The organism is Rhodococcus cercidiphylli, from assembly GCF_033042225.1.
Lineage (GTDB): Bacteria > Actinomycetota > Actinomycetes > Mycobacteriales > Mycobacteriaceae > Rhodococcoides.
Map to the genome: position 1 here is coordinate 100,099 of NZ_JAWLKE010000009.1, position 20,886 is coordinate 120,984.

The window sequence follows — 20,886 nt, forward strand, 5'->3', positions numbered from 1 at the left end:
CGGTCCGTCCTCACGCGTCAGTTCGTAGCGAGATAGCTCTCGAGTCCGGTCAGTGTGGCCGTGAGCTTCTTCTTGAACGTGCCCTGCAGCGCTTTGCCCACCACGCCGAACAACAGTGGACTGGTCACCTCCAATTCGAGGGTGACGACCGAGCCGGTGCCGCGGGTGCTGCAGTGCATCGTCAATCGAATTTTGGAGCCGGTGGATCCGGCACCCACGAGTACCAATTCCTCCGGCGCACGGAGGCTTTCGACTCGAAACTCGATGGTGTCGGTGATGCTGGCGATCTTGATCTTCTCGACCATCGTCGACCCGACCTCGAGATTCTCGGGCGGCGTCTCGACCCAATCCTCGTGCAGGGCATGCCACTTCTCGAACGTACTCACATCGGACATCGTTGCCCACACCTCGTCCTGAGGGGCGGGCAACTCCTGCGTCATGGCGATATTCAACATCTCGGGTCCTCCGTTCGACGGCATTGTTCCCACAACTACGCCACATACCTGATTTGAAGTCAATATTGACATCAAGTCAGTCATCGGCTTAGTTTCGTGAGACCCGCCTCACAGGTATGGGGCAGAACCGAAAGAGGAGCCATGACGACGACCGAAGCGCTGCCCATTGCAACCGCTACCGATGTGCTCACCAATCTCCGAGCCCTGGTACCCGATCTGAAGGCCGGTGCCGCCGAGAACGAAAAGGCACGACGGCTTTCCGAGGACACTGTCGCCGCCCTCCGACGCTCGGGCGCATTTCGAGTCGCAGCACCTGCGAAGTTCGGCGGACTCGAAACCGATCTACGCACCATGCTCGACGTCTCGGCGATCATCGCCGAAGGTGACGCCGGCGCATCCTGGGTCACCACTCTGTCCAACGTGAACAACTGGGCCGCAGGCCTGTACAGCAACGAGGCTCAGGCCGAGATCTATGCGAACGGGCCGGACGCCATCATCGCCGGCGTCGTCACCCCGGGCGGCACCGCCCGCAAGGTAGAGGGCGGCTACCGTCTCACCGGCACGTGGCCCTACGCCTCGGCCAGCCTGCATTCGGAGTGGTTCACCGGCGGAATCATCATCAACGACGAAGACGGTGACATGCTCGACCAGGGCATGGCATTGCTGCCCCGCTCGGACTACCGCATCGACGACACGTGGTACGTAGCCGGCATGCGCGCCTCCGGCAGCAACACCGTCATCGCAGAAGACGTCTTCGTTCCCGAACACCGCATGCTCTCGATGATTCCGGCGTTCAGCGGTGCCAACGCGACCGAACGTACCGACTCCGCATTCGCTCGTTCGGCCTTCGGCCCCATGCTGGTCATGGTGCTCGTCGGGCCGCAGCTCGGAATGGGCCGTGCCGCAGTCGAACTGGTCCGCATCAAGGCATCACAGAAGGCCCTGGCCTACACGGTGTTCGACCGTCAGGCCGACTCGGTGGCTTTCCAGATGCTGCTCGCCGAAGCGTCGCTGAAGGTCGATACCGCACATCTGCACGCATACCGCGCAGCGGAGGACGTCAAGCGGTGGGCCGAAGCCGGCGAGTACCCGGACCTGCTCTCGCGCGCTCGTGTCCGCGGCGACGCCGCCGTCGCACTGCGCAGCATCAACGAGGCACTCAACATGCTCGTCGACGCCACCGGAGCCGGTGCCTTCGCCGACGTCAATGCGCTGCAGCGCATTTGGCGAGATTCCAATGTCGGTGCCCGCCACGCCGTCATGCTGCCGCGGGTGTCGATCGAAACCTACGGCAAGGCGCTGCTCGGCTTCGAACTGCACGACCACATCACGCCGATCATCTGAGACGACCTAGGCTCGTATGCAACCGACGGCAACAGCCGGGCGGACAAGCCGAGGCAGATTGGATGTGCGGTGCCAGATCGAGCCACCAAGCCGGCTGCACGGTCAGTCCGGGCGGCCGCCCGAGCCGCCGAAACACGTCAGCGACTGATCGACGCGGCCGTCGCCCTGTTCGCGGAAGCCGACTACGACAAGGTCGGCGTGGCAGACATCGTGGAGTCGGCGGATGTGGCCCATGGCTTGTTGTTCCACTACTTCGGCAACAAGCGAGGCATCTACCTCGAGTCGATGCGGGCCACTGCCTCGGCCATGTCGCAAGCCTTTGCCGACATTCCCGATTCGACACCCGACGTCCAGATACGGGCTGCTCTGACCAGCCATCTCGAGTACTTGAGCGTGCACCGCGGCTTGGCGCTGCGAATGGTGTTGGGCGGCAGAGGTGCCGATCCCGAAGCCTGGGAAGTATTCGAAGGTGCCCGCACCGCAGTGTTGGAAGCGGCGGCCACGCGCCTCGGACTGGACGCGGAGAACACCGGCGTCAGACTCGTCGGACGGAGCATCGTCGCAGCCATCGACGGCGCGACGGCCCGATGGCTCGAAGAGGACGTCAGCATCGACGTCGAGCAGATGGTCGAGTGGCTGGTGCACCTCATCGTCGCGTGCCTGCGCACCGCGCCGGTTCTCGATTCTTCGCTGAACATCGACGATGCCGTCGCATCACTTCGAGGAAGTGACCAGGCCTCGGGGGGTTAACCCGCCGAGACTCTCTTTCGCCCAAGCACCCTTGTTCCTACCGTGGTAATTGCGACCACCACCGCAGCGAGAACGGCTGCCCAGCCGACAGTCGTATCGACCACTTCACCGGAGAAGCGGCCCTGCGCCAACCATCCCAGTCCCCAGACGATCGCCAGCATCGGTGCGAGCGCACCACTCGAGTACCGGGCCAGAAACACCCCGACACCAGCTGCCACCGCGAGCACGATGACCGCCCATACCGTTGCGCCACCGGTGAACCCGAGACTCACCAGCCACGCCGAGATGTTCGCGATCGTCGCCACACACACCCACCCGAGGTAGATCCCCATCGTTCCGTCGGTGATCACCGCATCGGCGATGCCCTCCGGTCGATGCTGCTGCATCAGCACGAACACGCGGACGAGCACCGCCAGCAACGCGACGATGACGATCACGCTCAGCCACACCTGCCCGATCTGAATCGCGAGAATCCACGCCGGATTGAGCAACATCGACGCGACGATCGGTGCTCGCAACGCGTCGTGGCGTGCGGTGCGGCCGGGTAGGAACTGCCAGACGGCGTAGGCGACGAGCCCGGTGTAGATCACCGACCAGATCGAGAACGCAGGGCCGGCGGGCGCCACCAGCGTCGACGTGGCACTGAGCGCCCCACCGGCCGCCTCGGCAATCGGCGTTCCGATCCACGCACCCGACCCGAGAAACGACACCACGACTGCCACGACCGCACTGACGACGACCACGATTTTCATAGCAGCACTGATCCCCCGAATTCGACGGTCGCAAACACCCTTGCCGAAGTGCGTCTACCGTGCTTGCATGACGTGGCGATGGGCGGTGGGCCTACTGATTGTCGCGATAACGGCAGTCACCTGCGGCTCGCCGACCTCGCTGGGGCCCGTTCGACCGATCGCCGAGATCGGATCGGCGAACGCCTTCCAGTGCGGGACCACGCAACCGGTCGATAGACCGAGACCATCGGAGCGTCGACCGACTCCCGGGATGATCCCGGACGGCTTCACGCCCGCAGCCGCGATACTGTGCGAAGGCGGCGACACCGTGGAGCCCGATGGAACCGTCACCCACCGCGAACAGCGACGAGAAGGGGACTTCTCCACTGCGATTCGTCTGCTGAACGAGCCATCCGAGCGCGCTCTGGCGGCCGATCTGTGCCCGATGTACTCCATTGTCGAACCCCCACAATTCTGGCTCGTCGATACCCGAGGCCGCGCTGTGGAACCGACACTGCCCATCGGAGAATGCGGTCTCTCGAAGCTCGGTGGTATCGACGCCATTCTGAAACTTCGAGTGGTCGACGTGGTGGAGTATCGCGACCCACTTCTTGCACGGCCACGGTTGAGCCTGTCCAGTTGCGCCCCGCATTTCACTCCACCGGACGAGGGCACCGAACCTGCCGTCGGCCTCACGGTCGGCTACGTCTACTGCCTGTTCGACGGCACCTCCGTGAAAGGAACGACCGACGAAATGCGCTTACCGATCGAGGATTTGCCACCGGCCGAGCCGTGCTCGCTGGTCGCAACGCGAACTGCCGTCACCACCTACGTCAGCCCGGGGCCGTTGAACGTTCGATCCTTGACCGTCGAACTCGACGGGTGCCGTCGCGTCATTCCCGACGGCTATGCCCCGCTTCAGGCGTCGGATTCGATGTTGGCTGCATTTCGCTAGTGTCGGCACCCTCGAACGCGGCGAGCAGCATGCGAGCCGTCGTGGCCACCAACATCGTTCGGTCCGAGCCCGTGGGTCTGAACAACGCGACTCTCATGCACAGGCTGGCGGTGGCACCCATCGTCAGGAAGACGAGATCGTCGAGGGCGTCGTCGTCGAGATCGGGTCGGATGCGAGTGGGCAAGATGCGCGCCAGGGGCAGCAGTGGACGTTCGATGTCTTTCCACTGGCCACCCAATTCCGAACCACCCGCTGCGAAGGCCGTCCGGACCACCGCCTCGTGTTCCTCGAACGCAGAAGTGAGTGTCTCGACGATAGTGACGATCGCGTCGGCCGGTGCTTGATCCATCGCGCGTCCGATTCCGGTGGCCAGCCGCATCGTGATGTCGTGGATCGTTGCGGTTCGCAGCTCGTCCATGACGGACTCGATGTCGGTGAAATAGCGATACACGGTGCCGATGCTGACGTGCACGTGCCGTGCGAGCTGGTACGTCGTCGGGAGGTAGCCGGGCTTCTTCTGCAACAACTCGATGGTTCCGGTCAACAGTCGGGCCCGCATCTCGACGGCGCGTTGCTGACGCGGAGTCGATCGCGGTCGCGGTGACGACGGGCGTTGGGCGGGCATGAAAGTGAATAGTAAGTGAAGAATTCTCGTGTTCCACTGAAATGTATGAATACTCGCGCTCCCAGTGGCCTGGTTCGCACCGACGAGGCCGTCTCGATGCACGGCCAGGCAGGACGCGAATGGCTCGACGCGATGTGGCGAGCCGATCCGCTCGCCGATCGAGTGCTCGACGAGGACTTCGGTTCTTCGTCGTCGACTGCCGCCGTCTCCGCCGCTCTCACGAACGGAATCGACCCCGATGCCCCGGCTGCGCTTCGAAAGCTGTTCGCATTTCTGGACTCCGAACCGGACTGGGTCGATCACGACCGCCTCGACCGCGCCGCCGACGCCCTCGTCCGCTACAGCGCGGTGATGGGGATCGTGCTGGGAGCGGCATCGTTGCTTCGCGGCGCAGAGAACTCCATTGCCGGCAAACCGCTGGCCATCACTGGTCGATACGTCTCGCAACCGGCCATTCGCTCCATCGAAGTGGGCAACTGGCTGCAGAAAGTCATCTCCCCGGGCGGAATGGCCAGGCACGGAGACGGATTCGCGTACACGGTGCGCGTGCGAATGATCCACGCCTATGTCCGACGAGGAATCCGGCACCTCGGCACGTGGGACGACGAAGCCTGGGGTGTGCCGATCCCGCAGCCGTACATGGCGTTCACGATCGCCGAGTTCGGCCACATTGCGCTCGACGCCATGCACCGGGTCGGCGTGCGCTTCACCGACACAGAACTCGGCGACATCTACCACCTGTGGCGCTACGTCGGCCATGTCGTCGGCGTCGACCACGAGCTCAACCCGATCGACGAATCGGACCACATCCGCATCGAGCAGCTGTACCGACTCACCTCCCCTGGCCCCAGCCAGGACGACCGGGACTTCGTCGCTGCCCTGACCGACGACTATCTGGTGCCCGAACTCGCCAACCTGCTACCCGGGCCCCATGGGGTGACCCGCGCGGTGGCGTCGGCGACGATGTCTGCCCTGCAGCGCGTGTTGATCGGCGACGAGGCGTCGGACGATCTGCACATCCCGGCCTCGTCACTCACGCATGTCGTGTCGCTCGTCGGGCCGCTGCTGCCGCTGGTGAACAAAGCGCGCACGCTCCGGGCCGGCGGACCGAGTGAGCTCACGCGGCAGTCCTACCTGGTGCGCGACGCGGAAATGCAGCGCATGCGCGCCGGTTACCGGGTCACTCACGAACTGGTCGACGACGTCCACAGGACGCGCACTGGCAGTTGAGCCTGCCGGTTATCGCCACGGTCTGGTAGACACGCGGGAGTGAATGCCATCAGTCGACCGAACCGAGCTCGACGCGTCGGGGCCGCACTCGCGGCGTCCACCTGCGCGGTGACCGCGCTCGTCGGGTGCAGCTCCACACCCGAGTCCGAGCCCGCGACCACGCCCGCCGAGACGACGACCGCACCGGCCCCGCAGTACGACCTCACGGGAGTGCCGGGCACCGTTCTCGATTCCGAGGACTTCGGCGATCGATCGGCAGAGCTCTCCGACACCGGCGCCACGCTGTATCGATTCGTCTACGAGTCCACCTCGGGTGTCGACAATTCCCCCACGGCGGTCTCAGGAGTAGCAGCCGTTCCGGCAGGCACCCCGCCCGAGGGCGGTTGGCCGATCGTCGTCTACGGGCACGGCACCACCGGAGTGCAGGCCGATTGCGGACCGACCCTGTACCCCGACCTGCTCGGCTACCAATTCGCTGTGCAGGACTTCACCGAACTCGGCTACGTCACCGTGCTGCCCGATTACCAGGGCCTGGGCACCGGCGGCGGCACCCACCCGTACCTGGAACCGCGCACCTCGGGACACAACATGATCGACGCGGCCCGTGCAGCCCAGAGCGCACTGCCCGATACGTCCACCCGCTGGGCCGCCGTAGGGTTGTCGCAGGGTGGCCAAGCAGCCTGGGCTGCAAACGAACTCGCCGCCACCTACGGTCAGGGCTTGGACCTGGTGGGATCGGTGTCGCTGTCTCCGCCCACTGACCTCAAGCCCCTGGTGCAGGCCGGGATGGACGGAACTCTCACCCCGCCGCAGAAGGAACTGATGCCGTCCCTGCTCTACGGTGCACAACAGGTCGACCCCGCCATCGACCCGAAGAACTACAGCGGCAGTGTCGCCGAAGAGAACAACGAGCTCCTGCTCACCTGCCAGGGTGGAGACGTCGAAGGCAAGGAGCGGGCCGTCGAGGCGATGGCACCGGACGAGTTCGCCGCTGACTCAGCGCAATCGGAGCAACAGCTGCTCGACGTGATCGATCGCTACACGCTCCCCCAGGTGCGAACCGAGGTGCCCATGTTCGTGGCCTACGGCGCGAAAGACGACATCGTGCTGCCGCAGTGGACCGCCGACGGCGTCGAAAAGGCATGCGCCCTGGGCGATTCGGTCGTTGCGCAGGAACAGCCCGAACAGGGCCACGATGTCAGCGACGAGGCGGCCATGCAGTTCCTGGCTGCCGTGTTCGCAGGCCAATCGGTGCCCAGCACATGCTGACGACCGGCTCTGCGACGAAGAGAATCACCGAGTACATGCGCGACGGTTTCGTGTTCGATGTGCTCGACCAGGGACCGCTCGACGGCCCGGTCGTGTTGCTGCTGCACGGATTTCCCGAGCGGGCATCGTCATGGTCTGCGGTGATGGCGATACTCAACGATGCCGGGATGCGCACGATCGCCCCGGATCAGCGCGGCTACTCGCCGCGCGCTCGGCCGAAGCGGCGTCGCGACTATCGCGTCGGAGCGTTGGTGGACGATGTGGTTGCCTTGATGGCGGTGATCGGAAGACCGGTTCACCTGGTCGGACACGATTGGGGAGCGAACATCGCCTGGGTCACCGCTGGCCGACACCCCCGACTCGTTGCGTCGCTGACGGCGTTCTCGGTTCCGCACCCGGGTGCCTTCATGACTGCCCTGCTCACCTCGAAGCAGTTCCGACTTTCCTGGTACTTCGCGTTCTTCCAGCTGCCGATCCTGCCCGAGCGATGGATGACGAGACCGGGCAAGAGGGCCGAGAAGTGGTACGAGAAAAGCGGAATGAGCGAATCCGATCTCGCACGAACCGTGGAGGAGGTCGTCGACTACGGGGCCATGCACCACGCGATCACCTGGTACCGCGGACTGCCGTTCTCGAACCCGGGCATCGGCCGTCTGCGCATCACCGTGCCGACGTCGATGGTGTGGAGTGACGGAGACACGTTCATCGGACGATCCGCCGTCGAGGGTGCGCAACGCTACGTCGATGCCCACTACACATTGACGGTGTTACCTGATGTGTCGCACTGGATTCCGACCCAAGCACCGGATGCCGCCGCCACCGCGATCCTGACCAACGCCGAACTCGCAGTTACGCAGGGTTTCGGGTCCGATTCGTCTGCATAACTGCGAGCTCGTCGGCGCTGGATCAGTTGGTCTGGGTCTCGATGGTTCGCTGCGTGTTGTCGTGGGCGATCTCGATCTTGCGGGGCTTGGCACGGGCCGCGAGGGGAATCGTCACCGTCAGCACGCCGTTGTCGTACGACGCCGAAATCTTTTCCGCGTCGACACCGTCACCGAGCGAGAGCTGCCGGCGATACGTTCCGGCGAAACGCTCCGACGAAAGCCACTGCACGCCATCACTGGTGGGCGCGGTGCGATGCGCGGTCAACGTGAGAGTGCCACGATCGACGTCGACATCGATCGAGCCCGGATCGACACCGGGCAGATCCGCATTGAGAACGTAGTGGTCATCGAGTTTGTACAGATCCATCGGCATGAACCTGGGTGCGCGGTCCGAACCACTGGTCGCGCCGAGCATCCCGGCAGCAATGGAATCGAGGTCACGGAACGGATCGAAGCGAAGCACAGCAACCACCTCCTGTACGACGATGCGTCCGCCCCAGCGGCGGGCCGCCTCTCACTGTGCGAGACCCAAATTAGCACTCTCCACCGGAGAGTGCCAAGAGGGAATTGCTACGCAGTGGTGCGATTGAATGCCGTCCATGTCACTCGACCACACCACTGCCGCAGGCACTTACAGGCGTTCGACGATGGTGGCGTTCGACAGGCCGCCCAGCGTCACCGACAAGAATGGCTCGGAAGTGAACGAGCTCAGAGTGCGCATCGCGTAGCCGCCGCTATTCGAATCGGAGAAGCGCCCGCACAGCGTGCACGACGCGTAGCCTGCTGCTCATGGGCGATGATCGGAGTGCTGCAGCGGAGGCCGATCCGCGAGCCAAGTGGCGGAAGCTACCGGGCAGCGTGGAACCAACCCAGGAGGGCCAGGCGCTGGAGTCGGACGCGTCGCTATGGGACCGCACTCCCAAGTACGATCCGAACACGGGGATAGTCCACTGAGCGAGTCATCCTGATGCGCTGGACCGCAATAGTTTTCGGTCTGACCCTGGCCACAGCGTTGTCATTTCTGTGGCACTTCGCCGCGCCCCTTGCGCCCTTCGACCCAGCGGCTATCTCCGGCGAGTCCGGAAGCATATCGATCCTCGGTTATGCGCAACTGTTCACCGAACAGGGTCCGCCGTGGTTTCCGTCGTCGCTCGTCATCAGCGCGCTGACACTCTGCACGGTTGCAGCGGCAGCATGGATTCGCAGATCTCGGCAGTCGCTGTTCTGGTGGCCCTTGCCGATTTCGGTGTTTCTGGGAGGTTCCTTGTGGGCCGCCGCCACCGTCAGTCCTCCGCCGGTCTCCGGCATTGCCTTGGTTCACCCCGACTCGCTGGCCGCGCAGATGTCGGAGTCGCCGCTGTTCAGAGAGTCGAGTCTCGTATTCTTGACCGAATGCCTGACGGCGTCGATCGTGATCGGTGCCGTGTTCGCCGGCATCCAACACATAGTCGACCGGCGCTGACGCCATCGACGAACAGGGCTCCCGCCGGATCGAGATCGCCTGGCATTGTGCGAAGCCCCGCGATGCGGTCAACTGTTTCTTAAGGATCGGCCCAATCAGCAATGGTGTTGCCGCGCATGCGGGAATCGCGCACGTGCGGCCCGACACCACGCAAAGGAGAAGCGCGGATCATGAACATTTCGGTACGCCAGGTGGTACTCGACTGCACGGACGCTCGCCGAGTTCAGCCGACACATTTACGCCCCTAGCAGCAATCCACACCCCCCCGCAGGGGGCGTAGATTCCGAACCGGGGCGTAGATTGCGACCCCACCCACACATCCACTCCCCCACCTGCACATCAGCTCCCCAGATATGGATACCCGACGCCGATCGGAGTCAGAAATCCAAAACCGGGGAGCCGATCCGCGGCGAAGGCGACCACGCCCACCAACTCGCCAGTCAGCCGGGCATCGAGTGGTGTGGTCAAGTGCCGCCCGGGGCACTCAACCACACCACTGCCGCAGGCACTCAGCCCAATTGCACTGTTGCCGTAGCGCGGTGACCGAAGATTCGCTTGCCCTCGAATGTCGCGCCCAGTGAGATCACTGCAGTACGCGTCGCCTCGTCCTTGGACTTGATCTTGCCGGTGAAGACGATTTCGGCGGCCTTGTGGGTGTCCACCGGGATAGGGGTGGTGAAGCGGACGGTGTAGTCCTTCACAGCACCCGGGTCGCCGAGCCACTCGGTGATGTAACCGCCACCGACGCCCATCGTGAGCATCCCGTGAGCCAGCACGTTCTCGAGATCGATCAGCTTGGCGAACTGCTCGCTCCAGTGAATCGGGTTCGCATCGCCGGCCACGCCCGCGTAGTTGACCAGATCACCGCGGGTCAGGCGCACCGTGCGCGACGGCAGTTCGTCTCCGACGTTCACGTCGTCGAACTTCTGCGCCGGCCGACCCCGGTACTCCTCGATGATCAGCGGCTCGTGTTCCTGCGGAGTGGACAGAGTGTCGTGCTCACTCGAATCGGCACCGCTGGTATCGGTCGTCGCGCCGAACATCACCAGATTCTGCGCGGACTCGGCGATGGCCGGATCGATCTCGCCGGACCGACCGACGAGGAGCGTGGTGTACGTGGTCTGCACCAGTTCGTTCTTCTGGTTGGACACGACGTTCTTGGTGACCATCATGTCGCGACCCATGACCGTCTTGAACGAGTCGAGCGAGACATCGCACGTCAGCTGATCGCCGGCAAGGATCGGCTTCTGGAACACCAGCACCTGATCGGTCTGCAGAATCTGGCTCAGGTCGTAGCCCTCGGCGATGGACTGGAGAAGCTTCTTCTGCGCGAGGGTGCCGACCAGCGACATGAACGTCAGAGGTGCGACGAGGGCGCTGTGACCCAGCGCGGCCGCGGCGTCACCGTCCCAGTGGGCGGGGTGGAAGTCCTGGACGGCGCGGGCATACTCACGGACCTTTTCGCGGCCCACCTCGTAGTAGTCCTCGGTGCGGTAGTGATAACCGACCATGCTCCGAGCATGCTCTGCCGGATCGAATGCTTCCCCGTCGGTTGCTGCCGTACCGGACTCCGCTACCTGCTCTGCCACTGTTGTCCCACCGTCTCGTACCCCACTGTTCACCATTACCCGAGCAACCTACCGAACAACGGCGTTCGTTGGCCAGGCCGGAGGGTTCAAGCCGAGCGGTGTCGCGGAGAGTCGTGGTAGCCCACCATGCCCACCATCGAGGCGTGTTGCGACGGCGCAACGTTGGCGATCGTGGCACCACGCGGGCGATGTCGACGCGACGCGACCGCGTCGACGGCCATCAGAGCCGCACCGTGCGCGGTGAGGGACTCCGGATTGGCCGGCGCAACGACCGGCAGCAACAGATCACGACGAAACAGGCGCCGGAGCGTCGGGATGTTGGCGCAGCCGCCGACCATCACCAGGGCGTTCACGGCGCAGGGTGCGTCGACGATGACACTGGCCACCCAGTCCTCCAAAGAGCGAATACTGCGCTCGAGGACATCGTCGAAGGTATTGCGCCACAACCTGACAGGACCACCGATGAAGGGTCCGGCAACTTCCGCCACCCGCAGTCGAGAAAGCTGCTCGCGTGCCGTGCGGACCGACACCGCCAATTCTGCGCGGGCGTGATCGGACGTCAACTCGTCCGCTCCGTACGTCGAGAGCAGGTAGCGGGCGAGCTGCTCGTCGCAGCTGTTGCCTCCGAACAGCGTGGTGCGCACCGAACTGAAGACCGTACCGCTGGCCGGGTCTGCGACGGACACCGTGGTGCCGGACGCCCCAACGTCGCAGACCGCGACGGTGCGAGCGCCCTCGAGCTGGCCCGTGCCCCACAGATACCGCAGCTGAGCACCGAGTTCGGAAGCGACCAGCAGGCGATCGGCCTCGTAGGTGGAGTAGGCGGACGTCCGCGCGCGAGCACCGGGATCGTCGGGTACGGCCAACACGATGTCGGTTCGGTCGACCATCTGGTCGCGTGACATGGAGTCCAGCAAGTCGATGGCGACCTGCAGGTGGTCGTCAGGATCGAACGAGTGAACGATGTGGGCCGACCGCACCGACTCGTCGATCGCATCGACTGCGACCCCTCGGGCAGTGGCGGAACCCACCGAAACACCAAGGACTGTTCTCATGATTCCTCGACTCGACTGGCTACTCCGACCTGCCGATAGTAACCGCCGAACCGCCGACTGGACAGCAATCTCGGTATTTGAATGAACTTTTGGTTTGTTTTGGGAGATATGACAAGCAGCGAAACTCGTACAGTCCGATCTCAGGCGACGTGATCGTAAGGATCTCGACGGTCCGCCAGCAGTGGACCCCACTCCTCCTGCGCCGACGACATCGCCGCACAGGCGACACCGTTGGCCGAGTCCATCCCACGCGCGGCCGCGACGATGGAACGGGCGGACTGCACCAGCGAGACATCGAAACGGAAGCTGTGCGCCGCCAATTCGGCGAACGCATCCTCCGGACTACAGCCACGCAGCGCGATGAGAACACCCACTGCCCTGTCGATAGTCGTGCGGGTCACCGGTTCTACTGCGGGATGGTCGGTCATCGGATACTCACCGTCTACTGGTCGATCACTCGATGGTAGCGACGCGTGAGCAGAAGTTCAGGTGTCGGAGTCGAATTCACATACCCGTCACGCGAAGGACTTGTCCAAGTATCAAAGCCGCTCGCTCACAATGGAATCAACGAATCGGAGGCTATTCGACCGGATCCGCCGACGGTTCTGCATCGGTGGTGGGCTCGGTGGTCTCCGGAACCTCGGTGGTCGGCTCGGACGGGTCCGTGGACGGCACCTCGGGTTCGGGTTCCGGCTCGGGCGCAGGATCGACGGTCGGTGTTTCCTCTCCGCCCGAATCACCACCACCCGAGTCACCACCACCGGAATCACCACCACCCGAGTTGCCGCCGCCCGCATCGCCGTCCGAGTCGCCACTGCCAGCGTTACCGCCTCCGCCGGTGACCACGCCCGGTCTGCCGCCACCCGATTCGACGGCACCGGAGTTGCCGCCACCCGAAGACACCTCGCCGAACGTGGTGGGGACCGGCCCCACAGGGACTGCTTCACTCCAGGTACCGACCGGCACCGGCCCGTACACGGGGGCCGCCGACAACCCGGCCTCGACGGGCGGAACAGCCGACGGGCCAGGAGGTGGGACCGCCGAATCGGCGACCACCGCCACCGAAGACGACGCGGCTTCGCCGTCTCCGCCCGACGGCATCTCCGCGACATCCGCGGTGTCGACCACGGGATTCTGTGTCGGACCGGCCGCTGACAGCGCCCACACCGTGGCTCCGCTCAGTGCGGCGAGAACCGCGACGCCCAACCCGATCATCGTCAGCCGTGCGCTGCGCGGCGTACCGGCCACATCGCCGTCGGAACCACTCCAGTCCTCGTCGACCGCCTCCGCAGGGACGGCCACCGGCTCGCCCGTCCACTCGATGGGAGCGGCAGCGGTGCCGATCAGTGCCGCCGCGATGTCCAGCGAATAGTCGGCATCCAGCCGTGGATCTCCGGCATCCACCACTCCGACGTCGCGAACATGATGGGCGGCCAGAGCGGCGCGAACGATCCCGCAGAGCGCGATGCTGTCGCAGACCACCCCGGAACCGCTGATCAGCAAGTCGTTCTGAGCCGCTTGCACCCTCATGATTCCGAGCATCGTGGTGACGGCGTCACCGACACCGCCGGGAACCGCGGACACGGACACGGTGCGAGTGGAAATGGGCCCGAGTTCGGGCAGATCGTCCTCGACCAGCGAAGCAGACACTTCTTCGACACCGACGTGCACCCCGAGCGCAATGGCCATGATCGTCGACTCCCCCGAATTCGATTCCGACTCAGAGTACCCTTCGAGCCTCGAATCGGGGAAATATACCGGTTCAGGCGATCAGAACTCCAACCGACTCGCCTCGTCCCGGGCCATCTCGGCGGCACGGCGCTCGCGCTCGAAGAGCAGGCCGAAGGTGAAACCGTTCTCCCCGGCCGTCGTCCCTGCTCGCGCGCCGAGAGTCCGCAGAATTTCGGCCGCGATCACCGCGTCCTGATGCTCTCCGAGCACCTCTTGAATCGTCTTGAAGTGTTTGATGTTCGCTTTCGACGCCTTCTTGTCCACCACCGGCGCGACCAACTCGGCCGCGTACCGCGCGCGCTTCGACGCCTTCCGTGCGCGATGCAATGCCTCGTCGTCGGTGCCGCGCACGGCACTCTTGGTGCGATCGATCGCCTTCTTGCCGGCCTTGCGCGCAAGCTTGACCAACACTCGGTCGGTGACCTCGCCGTCGATCGGGAGCCCGCGCGACCACTCCGACAGCGTCGTGAGCAGCGCGCGGTATCGCTCTCCGTCGAGTTCGGTCATCGCAGCCTCGCGGTACCGAATCTGCTCGGCCAGCAGATCGTTCTCGATGCGCGACGCCACCGGCCCGAGCACCAGCTCGGGCGGCAGTTCACGCAACGCTGCAGCGAACCGAGCACGCTGCACCTGACGATCGCGGACCTCGCCGAGAATGCTTGCATACCAAGACAGTTCGGCCTCGAGCTGTGCGGCGGGCTCGTCCTCGAACAGACTCCCGAACACACGGAGGGTACTGCGGTATCGCCGAATCGCCACCCGCGTGGAATGGATCGGATCCAGCCCTCGACGCAGGTAGACATCGCCGGCGACGATCGCCTGTGCCTGATCGTCGAGGTAGTCCGCCAGCAGCGCAGCCCCGGGTTCGGCGGGCACCTGGCGCACCACCGACAGTGCCCGATCCAACTTCGACGGATGCGCCGACGGCCGAGCTCCGGCAGCGCGCAGTACCTTGCCCGCCTTCTTCAGAAACGACTCCGACCCTGCGGGTCCGAGTTCCACCTCGACCTCTCGCCACTGCGGACCGGTCGCCCCGCCGATCAGAACGACAGAGACCTCGTCGTCGGCAACTTCCGCGACCACGGCCCCATCGGCGTCGGACACGGTGTGAATGGTTCGACGCGTCGTCAGAGTCGCGACCGCGGACAACTCCGCGCCCATCACCGCACCGCGCAGCACGTCGTTCAGCTCGTCCGGCACCGCATTGTGCGCACCGTTGCCGAGGGGGAGCCGAATCTCGGTCCGCGCCTTCTCCGCCGGGACCTTCGCATGCCAGCCGTTGTCGGAATCACCGGTACGACGCCGCAGCGTGATTCCGCGTCGCAACAGGTCGTGGCCGGCAGTGTCGAAGTACTCACTGCTCAGGTCGGTCTCGCTCGACACCAGTGCGCCGCCGGTCGGCACCAGTGAAGCGAGAGTGGGCAACTGAAAATCTGCGTCGACGTCGAACTTGTCTTCGCGCTCGGTCTGAATCGACTCCATACTGCTCATCCTGCCTCGAGTACCGGGGCCGGCGGCGTCGGAAAGCGCAGACCGGTCAGCGACGCGGAAAGTCGAAGTCCGGGAACGGAAAATCGAACGTCCGAGTCGACCGCGTGGTGGTGGTCGGACGCGGCGTCGTCGTGGCCCGGGTCGTCGTGGCGGGGCGCGTTGTGGTCGGACGAGTCGTGGTTGCAGGTGGGACCGTCGTCGGCACCGCGGTCGACCGATCGCGGGTGGGCCTGTCGGGTGCCGTCGTCTCCTCTGTGTCCGACGGTGCACTGGTGGTGGCCACGGTGCGCCGAGCGGCGGTGGTGCTCTCCGCGTCCGTCGTGGTCGGCGCTTCGGACGAGGACGACGTTGCCGGCGCGTCGACCGGAGACGAGGTCTGCGTCGTCGTGGTCTCGAGCGGCAACGACGACTCGGTGGGGTCGGCGGGTGACCCGTCTGCGGCAGGCACCACGGACTGCGACCGAGCGGTCTGCGAGGAGTCCTGCGAAGTGTTCACCGACGGTGCCGGATCGTCGCCGCTCGTCCGTGCCGCCGCAGTGACCACGGTGCCGGCTGCACACACCGCGACGAGTGCCGCGAGCGCGCCGCCGAGGTGGCGAGACTTGTTGGCCCTGGTCATCCGCTTGGAGGAGGTGTCGCTGTGCCGCGGCCGCTTGGAGACCACCGGGGCAACCGCGGCCACCTCGAGGTCTGCGGAATCCCGATCCGCAGCAGTGAACCGATCGGTGAGCACCTCGGGCGGTGCCGGTGCGGGCCGCAGACCCACCGTCCGAGCGATCCCAGCAGCGCCGTGCGCAGCCAGCAGTTCCGGCTTCTCGGGCACGTAGACCGGCATCGACACCGCGTCGAACAGGACCTGCCGAATTATCTGCATGTTGGCACCACCGCCGACGGCGACGATGGCGTCGACGTGAACGCCCTGCGCGCCGACCGCGTCGAGCACGTCGACGGCCATCGAGACGGCTCGGTGCACGGAATCGCCGATGAGCTCGTCGAGATTGCCGCGCCACAGCGATGCACGGCCGCCGACGAACGGTCCGATGATCGACACACTGCGAAGCAGAGCCAGTTCGTGTTTCCCGTCGCGGACGTCGTGGACGAGCCGCCTGCGAGCCTCGACCGTCAGCGCCTCGGCCGCACCGAACGTCGCGATCAGGTGATCGCACAGCACCCGATCGCAGTCGTCACCACTGAGGGCATCCGTTCGACGCGACGCGAGGACATCACCGCTGTCGATGTCCACCACGGAGATCGACGTACCGGATGCGCCGACGTCGAACAGAGCGACGCAGCGCTCGCCGGCCAGCACACGCGTCTCACGCAGTGCACCCAACTGCGCACCGAGCTCGGACACGAGCACAACGCCGTCGGAGAAGTCCTGGTCGTAGGCCGTCCTGGGGTCGCTTTCGCGCAGTGCGAGCACCGGATAGAAGTCCGCGGACGCATATTCGGTCGCCAGATTGTGTACCGAGGTGATGACGGCATCCCACGGATCGGGAGCGAGGCCGTTGGGTGCGGGCCGGGATGCGACGGGCTCGTGCACTTCCAGGACAGCACCGGGGCGAGCGTTGTCACTGATCACGCTGCGCAGACCACTCGACCCCAATGAAAGCGCCGAGTACGGACACATCGGGAACCGCGGACACTAGAAACCTCGCTCTGGTAGGCCCCAACCCACGTCAGGTCACCAGAGTACCGCTACAACCGGACATTCACCACGTTTTGCGGCGATGAAACAAACTGCGAGATCGTTTAGTCCACGCTCGACCGAACGAAGTTCAGGTAGGCCTTCGACGGCGTCGGCCCGCGCTGGCCCTGATACTTCGACCCCACCGCGGCACTGCCGTACGGATTCTCGGACGGCGACGACAGCCGGAAGAGACACAGCTGCCCGATCTTCATGCCCGGCCACAAGGTGATCGGGAGGTTGGCGACGTTGGACAACTCGAGCGTGATGTGGCCACTGAAGCCCGGATCGATGAAGCCTGCGGTCGAGTGCGTGAGAAGACCCAGCCGCCCGAGCGAGCTCTTCCCCTCGAGCCGACCGGCCAGGTAATCCGGCAGCGTCGTCAATTCAAGCGTGGAGCCGAGAACGAACTCACCGGGATGGAGGACGAACGGCTCACCGGCCGCAGGTTCGACCAGCGTCGTCAACTCGTCCTGCTGCAGCGACGGATCGATGTGGGTGTAGCGGGTGTTGTTGAACACCCGGAAGAGCTTGTCGAGCCGCACATCGACACTCGACGGCTGAACCATCGACGGGTCGAACGGTTCGATCGCCAGGTTTCCCAGGGTCACTTCGGCACGGATGTCACGGTCGGAGAGCAGCACCTCTGCAGGCTACTGGTCCTGGGCGGTCCCCCGCGACACACCCGAGTCCCGATCGCGGCGCATAGCTCTGCAAAGGAAAAGCCGGACAATCGAGCGGCACGACCATTCACATTCGGCAAACTCCTGTCAGGAAGACTGAAATGACAATTCCGTTCGACGTCCCCTCGTACTGGGATCAGCGATCCCAATGCCTCGTTCTGGCCACCACTCCCACAGAAAACCCGGGGTTGTGGAAACAATTCCTCGACGGCGCAGAGGAAAGCTATATGAGACACGGTGTCACCACCGCTCTCGAAATATCGGCCATTCGTGACGGCAGCACCACGGCGCTGTTCTTCGCCGCAATCGACCGAACCGGACAAATAGTCGGCGGAGTACGGGTGCAAGGACCGTATTCCTCGGTCGATCAATCGCACGCACTGATCGAATTCGCCGACCATCCGGAAGGCCTACGGCACGTGCACACCATGCTCGACGAACGCATCGACCACGGAGTCGTCGAACTCAAGTCCGCGTGGGTCGCTCAGCACGCACCCCACGGCCGAGCCGTCACCGCGATGATCGCAGAATCACCCGCCTACAGCACGGCACTTCTCGGCGCGCGCTACGCCCTTGCCACCGCGGCCTCCCACGTCCGCACCGCATGGCTCGACACCGGTGCCGTCATCGCCACCCAGATCGAGCCGATCCCCTACCCTGACGATCGCTATCGAACCGAGGTGTTCTGGTGGGACAGAACAACACTCGCATTCAACGCCGACCTGGCCACCTGGCGCCGGATGCGGCACAACACGGTCACCCTGCTGGCACACCGCCGCGCAGCCGTCGAACTCCCGGAAGCAGTCGCATCATGAACGATCGAACCACACCCGGCCACCACTGGAAGCCTGTGATATTCGACGAGACGGACGCCACACAGCGCGACGCACTCGACGAACTCCGACGCGACCGAACCCTCACTTTCCTGGACGAGCGAAAGACGCAGCGAAAAGGCCTGCGCTCACTGCTTCCCGGCCCTGAGCAGAGCCTTCTCGACGAAAACGACAGGTGGGTTTTCTTTCCGTGGCGAAAGACGGTCGTCGCCGTACTCGGACCCCGCTCGTTTCGACACCTGAGGCTCGACAGGAACAGAAACAAGATAACCCTCGAGGAACAGAATTCCTTGGGAGATCTCACGATCGGAATCATCGGCCTCAGCGTCGGGCACGCCATTGCCCACACTCTCGCACTCGAAGGAATCTGCGGGACGCTTCGACTCGCCGATTTCGACGAGATCGAACTGTCCAACCTCAATAGAATTCCCGCGTCGATCCTCGATCTCGGGGTCAACAAAGCGGTCGTCGCAGCCCGACGCATTGCCGAGATCGACCCGTATCTGCGCGTCGAGATCGCCGAGGACGGAATCACCGAGAACACCATCGACGAGTTCTTCGACGGACTCGATCTGCTCGTCGAGGAATGCGACTCCCTCGATGTCAAGGTCCGCGCCCGCGAGGCAGCCCGCTCGCGAGGGATCCCGGTACTGATGGAGACCTCCGACCGAGGACTGCTCGACGTCGAGCGCTTCGACCTCGAACCCGACCGTCCGGTGTTCCACGGCGTCCTCGGCGAGATCGACTCGACGAGCCTGCGGGGGCTGGGCACGCGCGACAAGATCCCCATCGTCCTCGATCAGCTCGACGCCTCACTGCTCTCGGCCCGGATGGCCGCTTCGATGGTGGAAGTGAGCGAAACGATCGAGACCTGGCCACAATTGGGTGGCGACGTTCAACTCGGCGGCGCGACCATCGCAGCAGCCGTTCGACGCTTCGGCACCGGAGCGCACCTGCCCTCCGGACGAATCCGCGTCGATCTCGAGACCCATCTCGACGCGCTCGCGGCCCCGGCCCCGAGGGCGCAGCAGTCTTCGGTCGACACCGCCGTCGACGCTCACCACGCATCCGTCGATCCCGACGCGCTCGTTCTCGACGCTGCGCGCCGAGCACCGTCCGGTGGAAACAGTCAGCCGTGGACGTTCACCCGAGAAGGACGCACCGTGCGGATCGGGGTGGATCGTTCCCGAACGTCGACCCTCGACGTCGCCTTCCGGGGCAGCTGCGTGGCAGTGGGTGCGGCCGCTTTCAACGCGCGCGTGGTGGCCACCGCGCAGGGCAGGCTCGACCGCAGCGAGGTCACCGACCACGGAGTCGAGATCACCCTGAGTGCGGGCGACCCACAACCCGTCACCGATCGACGCCTGCTCGACGGCGTTCTCGAGCGGTGCACCAATCGGGAAATGGGCACCGGCGCACCCCTGGACGCCGGCATCGTCGCCGACATCGTCGCGGCGGCAGAAGCAGAGGGTGGCCGGGCAGTGCTGCTGACGGCACGCGAGTCCATCGCGGCGGCCGCGGATATCCTCGCCGCCGCCGATCGAATCCGGTATCTCACACCGCACCTGCATCGAGACATGTTCTCCGAGTTGCGCTGGCCGGGGGATCTCGATCCCGACCGGGGAATCGAGGTGTCGACTCTGGGGATCGACGACGCGGATCTGTCCAAGCTCGAGATCGTCAAACGGCCGGACGTCATGGAGCTCGTGCAGGCGTGGGACGCCGGTGCAGCGCTGGGGACCGACATGCGCGACCGTGTGCTGTCGAGTTCGGCACTCGCAGTGGTCGTCGTACCCGGATCGACCGCAGCAGATTACATCATCGGGGGATCTGCAACGGAGAACGTTTGGGTTACTGCGCATTTGCGCGGATTGGCAGTGCAGCCGGTTTCCCCCGCGTTCCTCTACGCGCGCACCGCGGAGGAATATCGACAACTGGCACCACACCACGCAGAAACGCTGCAGCAGTTGAGTTTCGAGTTCCGCGCACTGCTTGAAATCGAAAACACAGAGTCCGTCGCGCTGGTGTTGCGGCTCGGTAGCGCCCCGAAAACCCCGATACATAGTCGCAGACTTCCTGTTTCAGCGTCTGTATCGGGGTAGAGTTCCGGCG

General features: G+C 64.8%; 21 protein-coding genes. 10 read left to right on the top strand and 11 right to left on the bottom strand.

What is annotated here, in order from left to right:
* Positions 1 to 17 precede the first annotated feature (17 nt).
* Entirely contained in the window at positions 18 to 455 is a 438-nt protein-coding gene (locus tag R3P95_RS21960; protein WP_183130279.1) for a type II toxin-antitoxin system Rv0910 family toxin, read from the bottom strand.
* Positions 456 to 596: 141 nt separating this feature from the next.
* Between R3P95_RS21960 and R3P95_RS21965 the strand changes: the two genes are divergently transcribed.
* Together R3P95_RS21965 and R3P95_RS21970 are read left to right on the top strand one after the other, a co-directional pair.
* A complete protein-coding gene (locus R3P95_RS21965; RefSeq protein ID WP_317549524.1) occupies positions 597 to 1,799 on the top strand; it encodes an acyl-CoA dehydrogenase family protein in 1,203 nt (400 codons plus the stop codon).
* Between the two features lie 69 nt (positions 1,800 to 1,868).
* On the top strand, positions 1,869 to 2,549 hold the full coding sequence (locus R3P95_RS21970) for a TetR/AcrR family transcriptional regulator (RefSeq protein WP_183130280.1): 681 nt from the start codon (positions 1,869 to 1,871) through the stop codon (positions 2,547 to 2,549).
* Here R3P95_RS21970 and R3P95_RS21975 read toward each other — a convergent pair.
* Positions 2,546 to 3,301, bottom strand: a complete 756-nt coding sequence (locus R3P95_RS21975) for a TspO/MBR family protein (RefSeq protein ID WP_121871222.1) — start codon at positions 3,299 to 3,301, stop codon at positions 2,546 to 2,548. The genes R3P95_RS21970 and R3P95_RS21975 overlap by 4 nt on opposite strands.
* Positions 3,302 to 3,368: 67 nt before the next feature.
* On the opposite strand from R3P95_RS21975, the gene R3P95_RS21980 reads away from it, so the two are divergent.
* Positions 3,369 to 4,235 (top strand): hypothetical protein, encoded by an 867-nt coding sequence (locus tag R3P95_RS21980; RefSeq protein ID WP_317549525.1) that lies wholly within the window; start codon positions 3,369 to 3,371, stop codon positions 4,233 to 4,235.
* Here the strand turns inward: R3P95_RS21980 and R3P95_RS21985 are convergent.
* Entirely contained in the window at positions 4,174 to 4,860 is a 687-nt protein-coding gene (locus tag R3P95_RS21985) for a TetR/AcrR family transcriptional regulator (protein WP_317549526.1), read from the bottom strand. The two genes, R3P95_RS21980 and R3P95_RS21985, sit on opposite strands and share 62 nt — an antisense overlap.
* A gap of 45 nt (positions 4,861 to 4,905) precedes the next feature.
* On the opposite strand from R3P95_RS21985, the gene R3P95_RS21990 reads away from it, so the two are divergent.
* The 3 genes from R3P95_RS21990 to R3P95_RS22000 are packed head-to-tail and all read left to right on the top strand — an operon-like array spanning position 4,906 to position 8,243.
* Positions 4,906 to 6,090 (top strand): oxygenase MpaB family protein, encoded by a 1,185-nt coding sequence (locus R3P95_RS21990; RefSeq protein WP_317549527.1) that lies wholly within the window; start codon positions 4,906 to 4,908, stop codon positions 6,088 to 6,090.
* Positions 6,091 to 6,129: 39 nt separating this feature from the next.
* The gene (locus tag R3P95_RS21995) at positions 6,130 to 7,359 is read left to right on the top strand and encodes an alpha/beta hydrolase family protein (RefSeq protein ID WP_317549528.1); all 1,230 of its coding nucleotides are present in this window, start codon (positions 6,130 to 6,132) and stop codon (positions 7,357 to 7,359) included.
* Entirely contained in the window at positions 7,353 to 8,243 is an 891-nt protein-coding gene (locus R3P95_RS22000) for an alpha/beta fold hydrolase (protein ID WP_317549529.1), read from the top strand. Before R3P95_RS21995 ends, R3P95_RS22000 begins: the two co-directional genes overlap by 7 nt.
* A gap of 22 nt (positions 8,244 to 8,265) precedes the next feature.
* Here the strand turns inward: R3P95_RS22000 and R3P95_RS22005 are convergent, their stop codons facing one another.
* A complete protein-coding gene (locus R3P95_RS22005) occupies positions 8,266 to 8,706 on the bottom strand; it encodes an Hsp20/alpha crystallin family protein (protein ID WP_317549530.1) in 441 nt (146 codons plus the stop codon).
* A 504-nt stretch (positions 8,707 to 9,210) separates the two neighbouring features.
* Between R3P95_RS22005 and R3P95_RS22010 the strand changes: the two genes are divergently transcribed.
* Positions 9,211 to 9,705 (top strand): hypothetical protein, encoded by a 495-nt coding sequence (locus tag R3P95_RS22010; protein WP_121871229.1) that lies wholly within the window; start codon positions 9,211 to 9,213, stop codon positions 9,703 to 9,705.
* Positions 9,706 to 9,750: 45 nt separating this feature from the next.
* The gene (locus R3P95_RS26200) at positions 9,751 to 9,879 is read left to right on the top strand and encodes a CGNR zinc finger domain-containing protein (RefSeq protein ID WP_394855452.1); all 129 of its coding nucleotides are present in this window, start codon (positions 9,751 to 9,753) and stop codon (positions 9,877 to 9,879) included.
* Between the two features lie 335 nt (positions 9,880 to 10,214).
* Here R3P95_RS26200 and R3P95_RS22015 read toward each other — a convergent pair whose 3' ends face one another.
* The 7 genes from R3P95_RS22015 to dcd all read right to left on the bottom strand — a co-directional run bounded on the left by R3P95_RS22015 (position 10,215) and on the right by dcd (position 17,902).
* Positions 10,215 to 11,330 carry a fused (3R)-hydroxyacyl-ACP dehydratase subunits HadA/HadB gene (locus tag R3P95_RS22015; RefSeq protein ID WP_394855453.1) on the bottom strand — a complete coding sequence of 372 codons (1,116 nt, stop codon included), beginning with the start codon at positions 11,328 to 11,330 and terminating at the stop codon, positions 10,215 to 10,217.
* 50 nt (positions 11,331 to 11,380) lie between these two features.
* The gene (locus tag R3P95_RS22020; protein ID WP_259468059.1) at positions 11,381 to 12,349 is read right to left on the bottom strand and encodes an Hsp70 family protein; all 969 of its coding nucleotides are present in this window, start codon (positions 12,347 to 12,349) and stop codon (positions 11,381 to 11,383) included.
* 140 nt (positions 12,350 to 12,489) lie between these two features.
* Positions 12,490 to 12,777: an ANTAR domain-containing protein gene (locus tag R3P95_RS22025; RefSeq protein WP_317549531.1), complete on the bottom strand. Its 288-nt coding sequence runs from the start codon at positions 12,775 to 12,777 to the stop codon at positions 12,490 to 12,492.
* Positions 12,778 to 12,928: 151 nt separating this feature from the next.
* Positions 12,929 to 14,038 carry a hypothetical protein gene (locus R3P95_RS22030; protein WP_317549532.1) on the bottom strand — a complete coding sequence of 370 codons (1,110 nt, stop codon included), beginning with the start codon at positions 14,036 to 14,038 and terminating at the stop codon, positions 12,929 to 12,931.
* An 81-nt stretch (positions 14,039 to 14,119) separates the two neighbouring features.
* On the bottom strand, positions 14,120 to 15,562 hold the full coding sequence (locus R3P95_RS22035) for a CYTH and CHAD domain-containing protein (RefSeq protein WP_317549533.1): 1,443 nt from the start codon (positions 15,560 to 15,562) through the stop codon (positions 14,120 to 14,122).
* A 55-nt stretch (positions 15,563 to 15,617) separates the two neighbouring features.
* The gene (locus R3P95_RS22040; RefSeq protein ID WP_317549534.1) at positions 15,618 to 17,153 is read right to left on the bottom strand and encodes an Hsp70 family protein; all 1,536 of its coding nucleotides are present in this window, start codon (positions 17,151 to 17,153) and stop codon (positions 15,618 to 15,620) included.
* Between the two features lie 170 nt (positions 17,154 to 17,323).
* Positions 17,324 to 17,902, bottom strand: a complete 579-nt coding sequence (gene dcd / locus R3P95_RS22045) for a dCTP deaminase (protein WP_243595178.1) — start codon at positions 17,900 to 17,902, stop codon at positions 17,324 to 17,326.
* A gap of 140 nt (positions 17,903 to 18,042) precedes the next feature.
* On the opposite strand from dcd, the gene R3P95_RS22050 reads away from it, so the two are divergent.
* A complete protein-coding gene (locus tag R3P95_RS22050) occupies positions 18,043 to 18,756 on the top strand; it encodes a hypothetical protein (protein ID WP_317549535.1) in 714 nt (237 codons plus the stop codon).
* Positions 18,753 to 20,876, top strand: coding sequence for an Rv1355c family protein (locus tag R3P95_RS22055; RefSeq protein WP_317549536.1), 2,124 nt, complete (start codon positions 18,753 to 18,755; stop codon positions 20,874 to 20,876). The genes R3P95_RS22050 and R3P95_RS22055 overlap by 4 nt, the downstream gene beginning before the upstream one ends.
* Positions 20,877 to 20,886 lie beyond the last annotated feature (10 nt).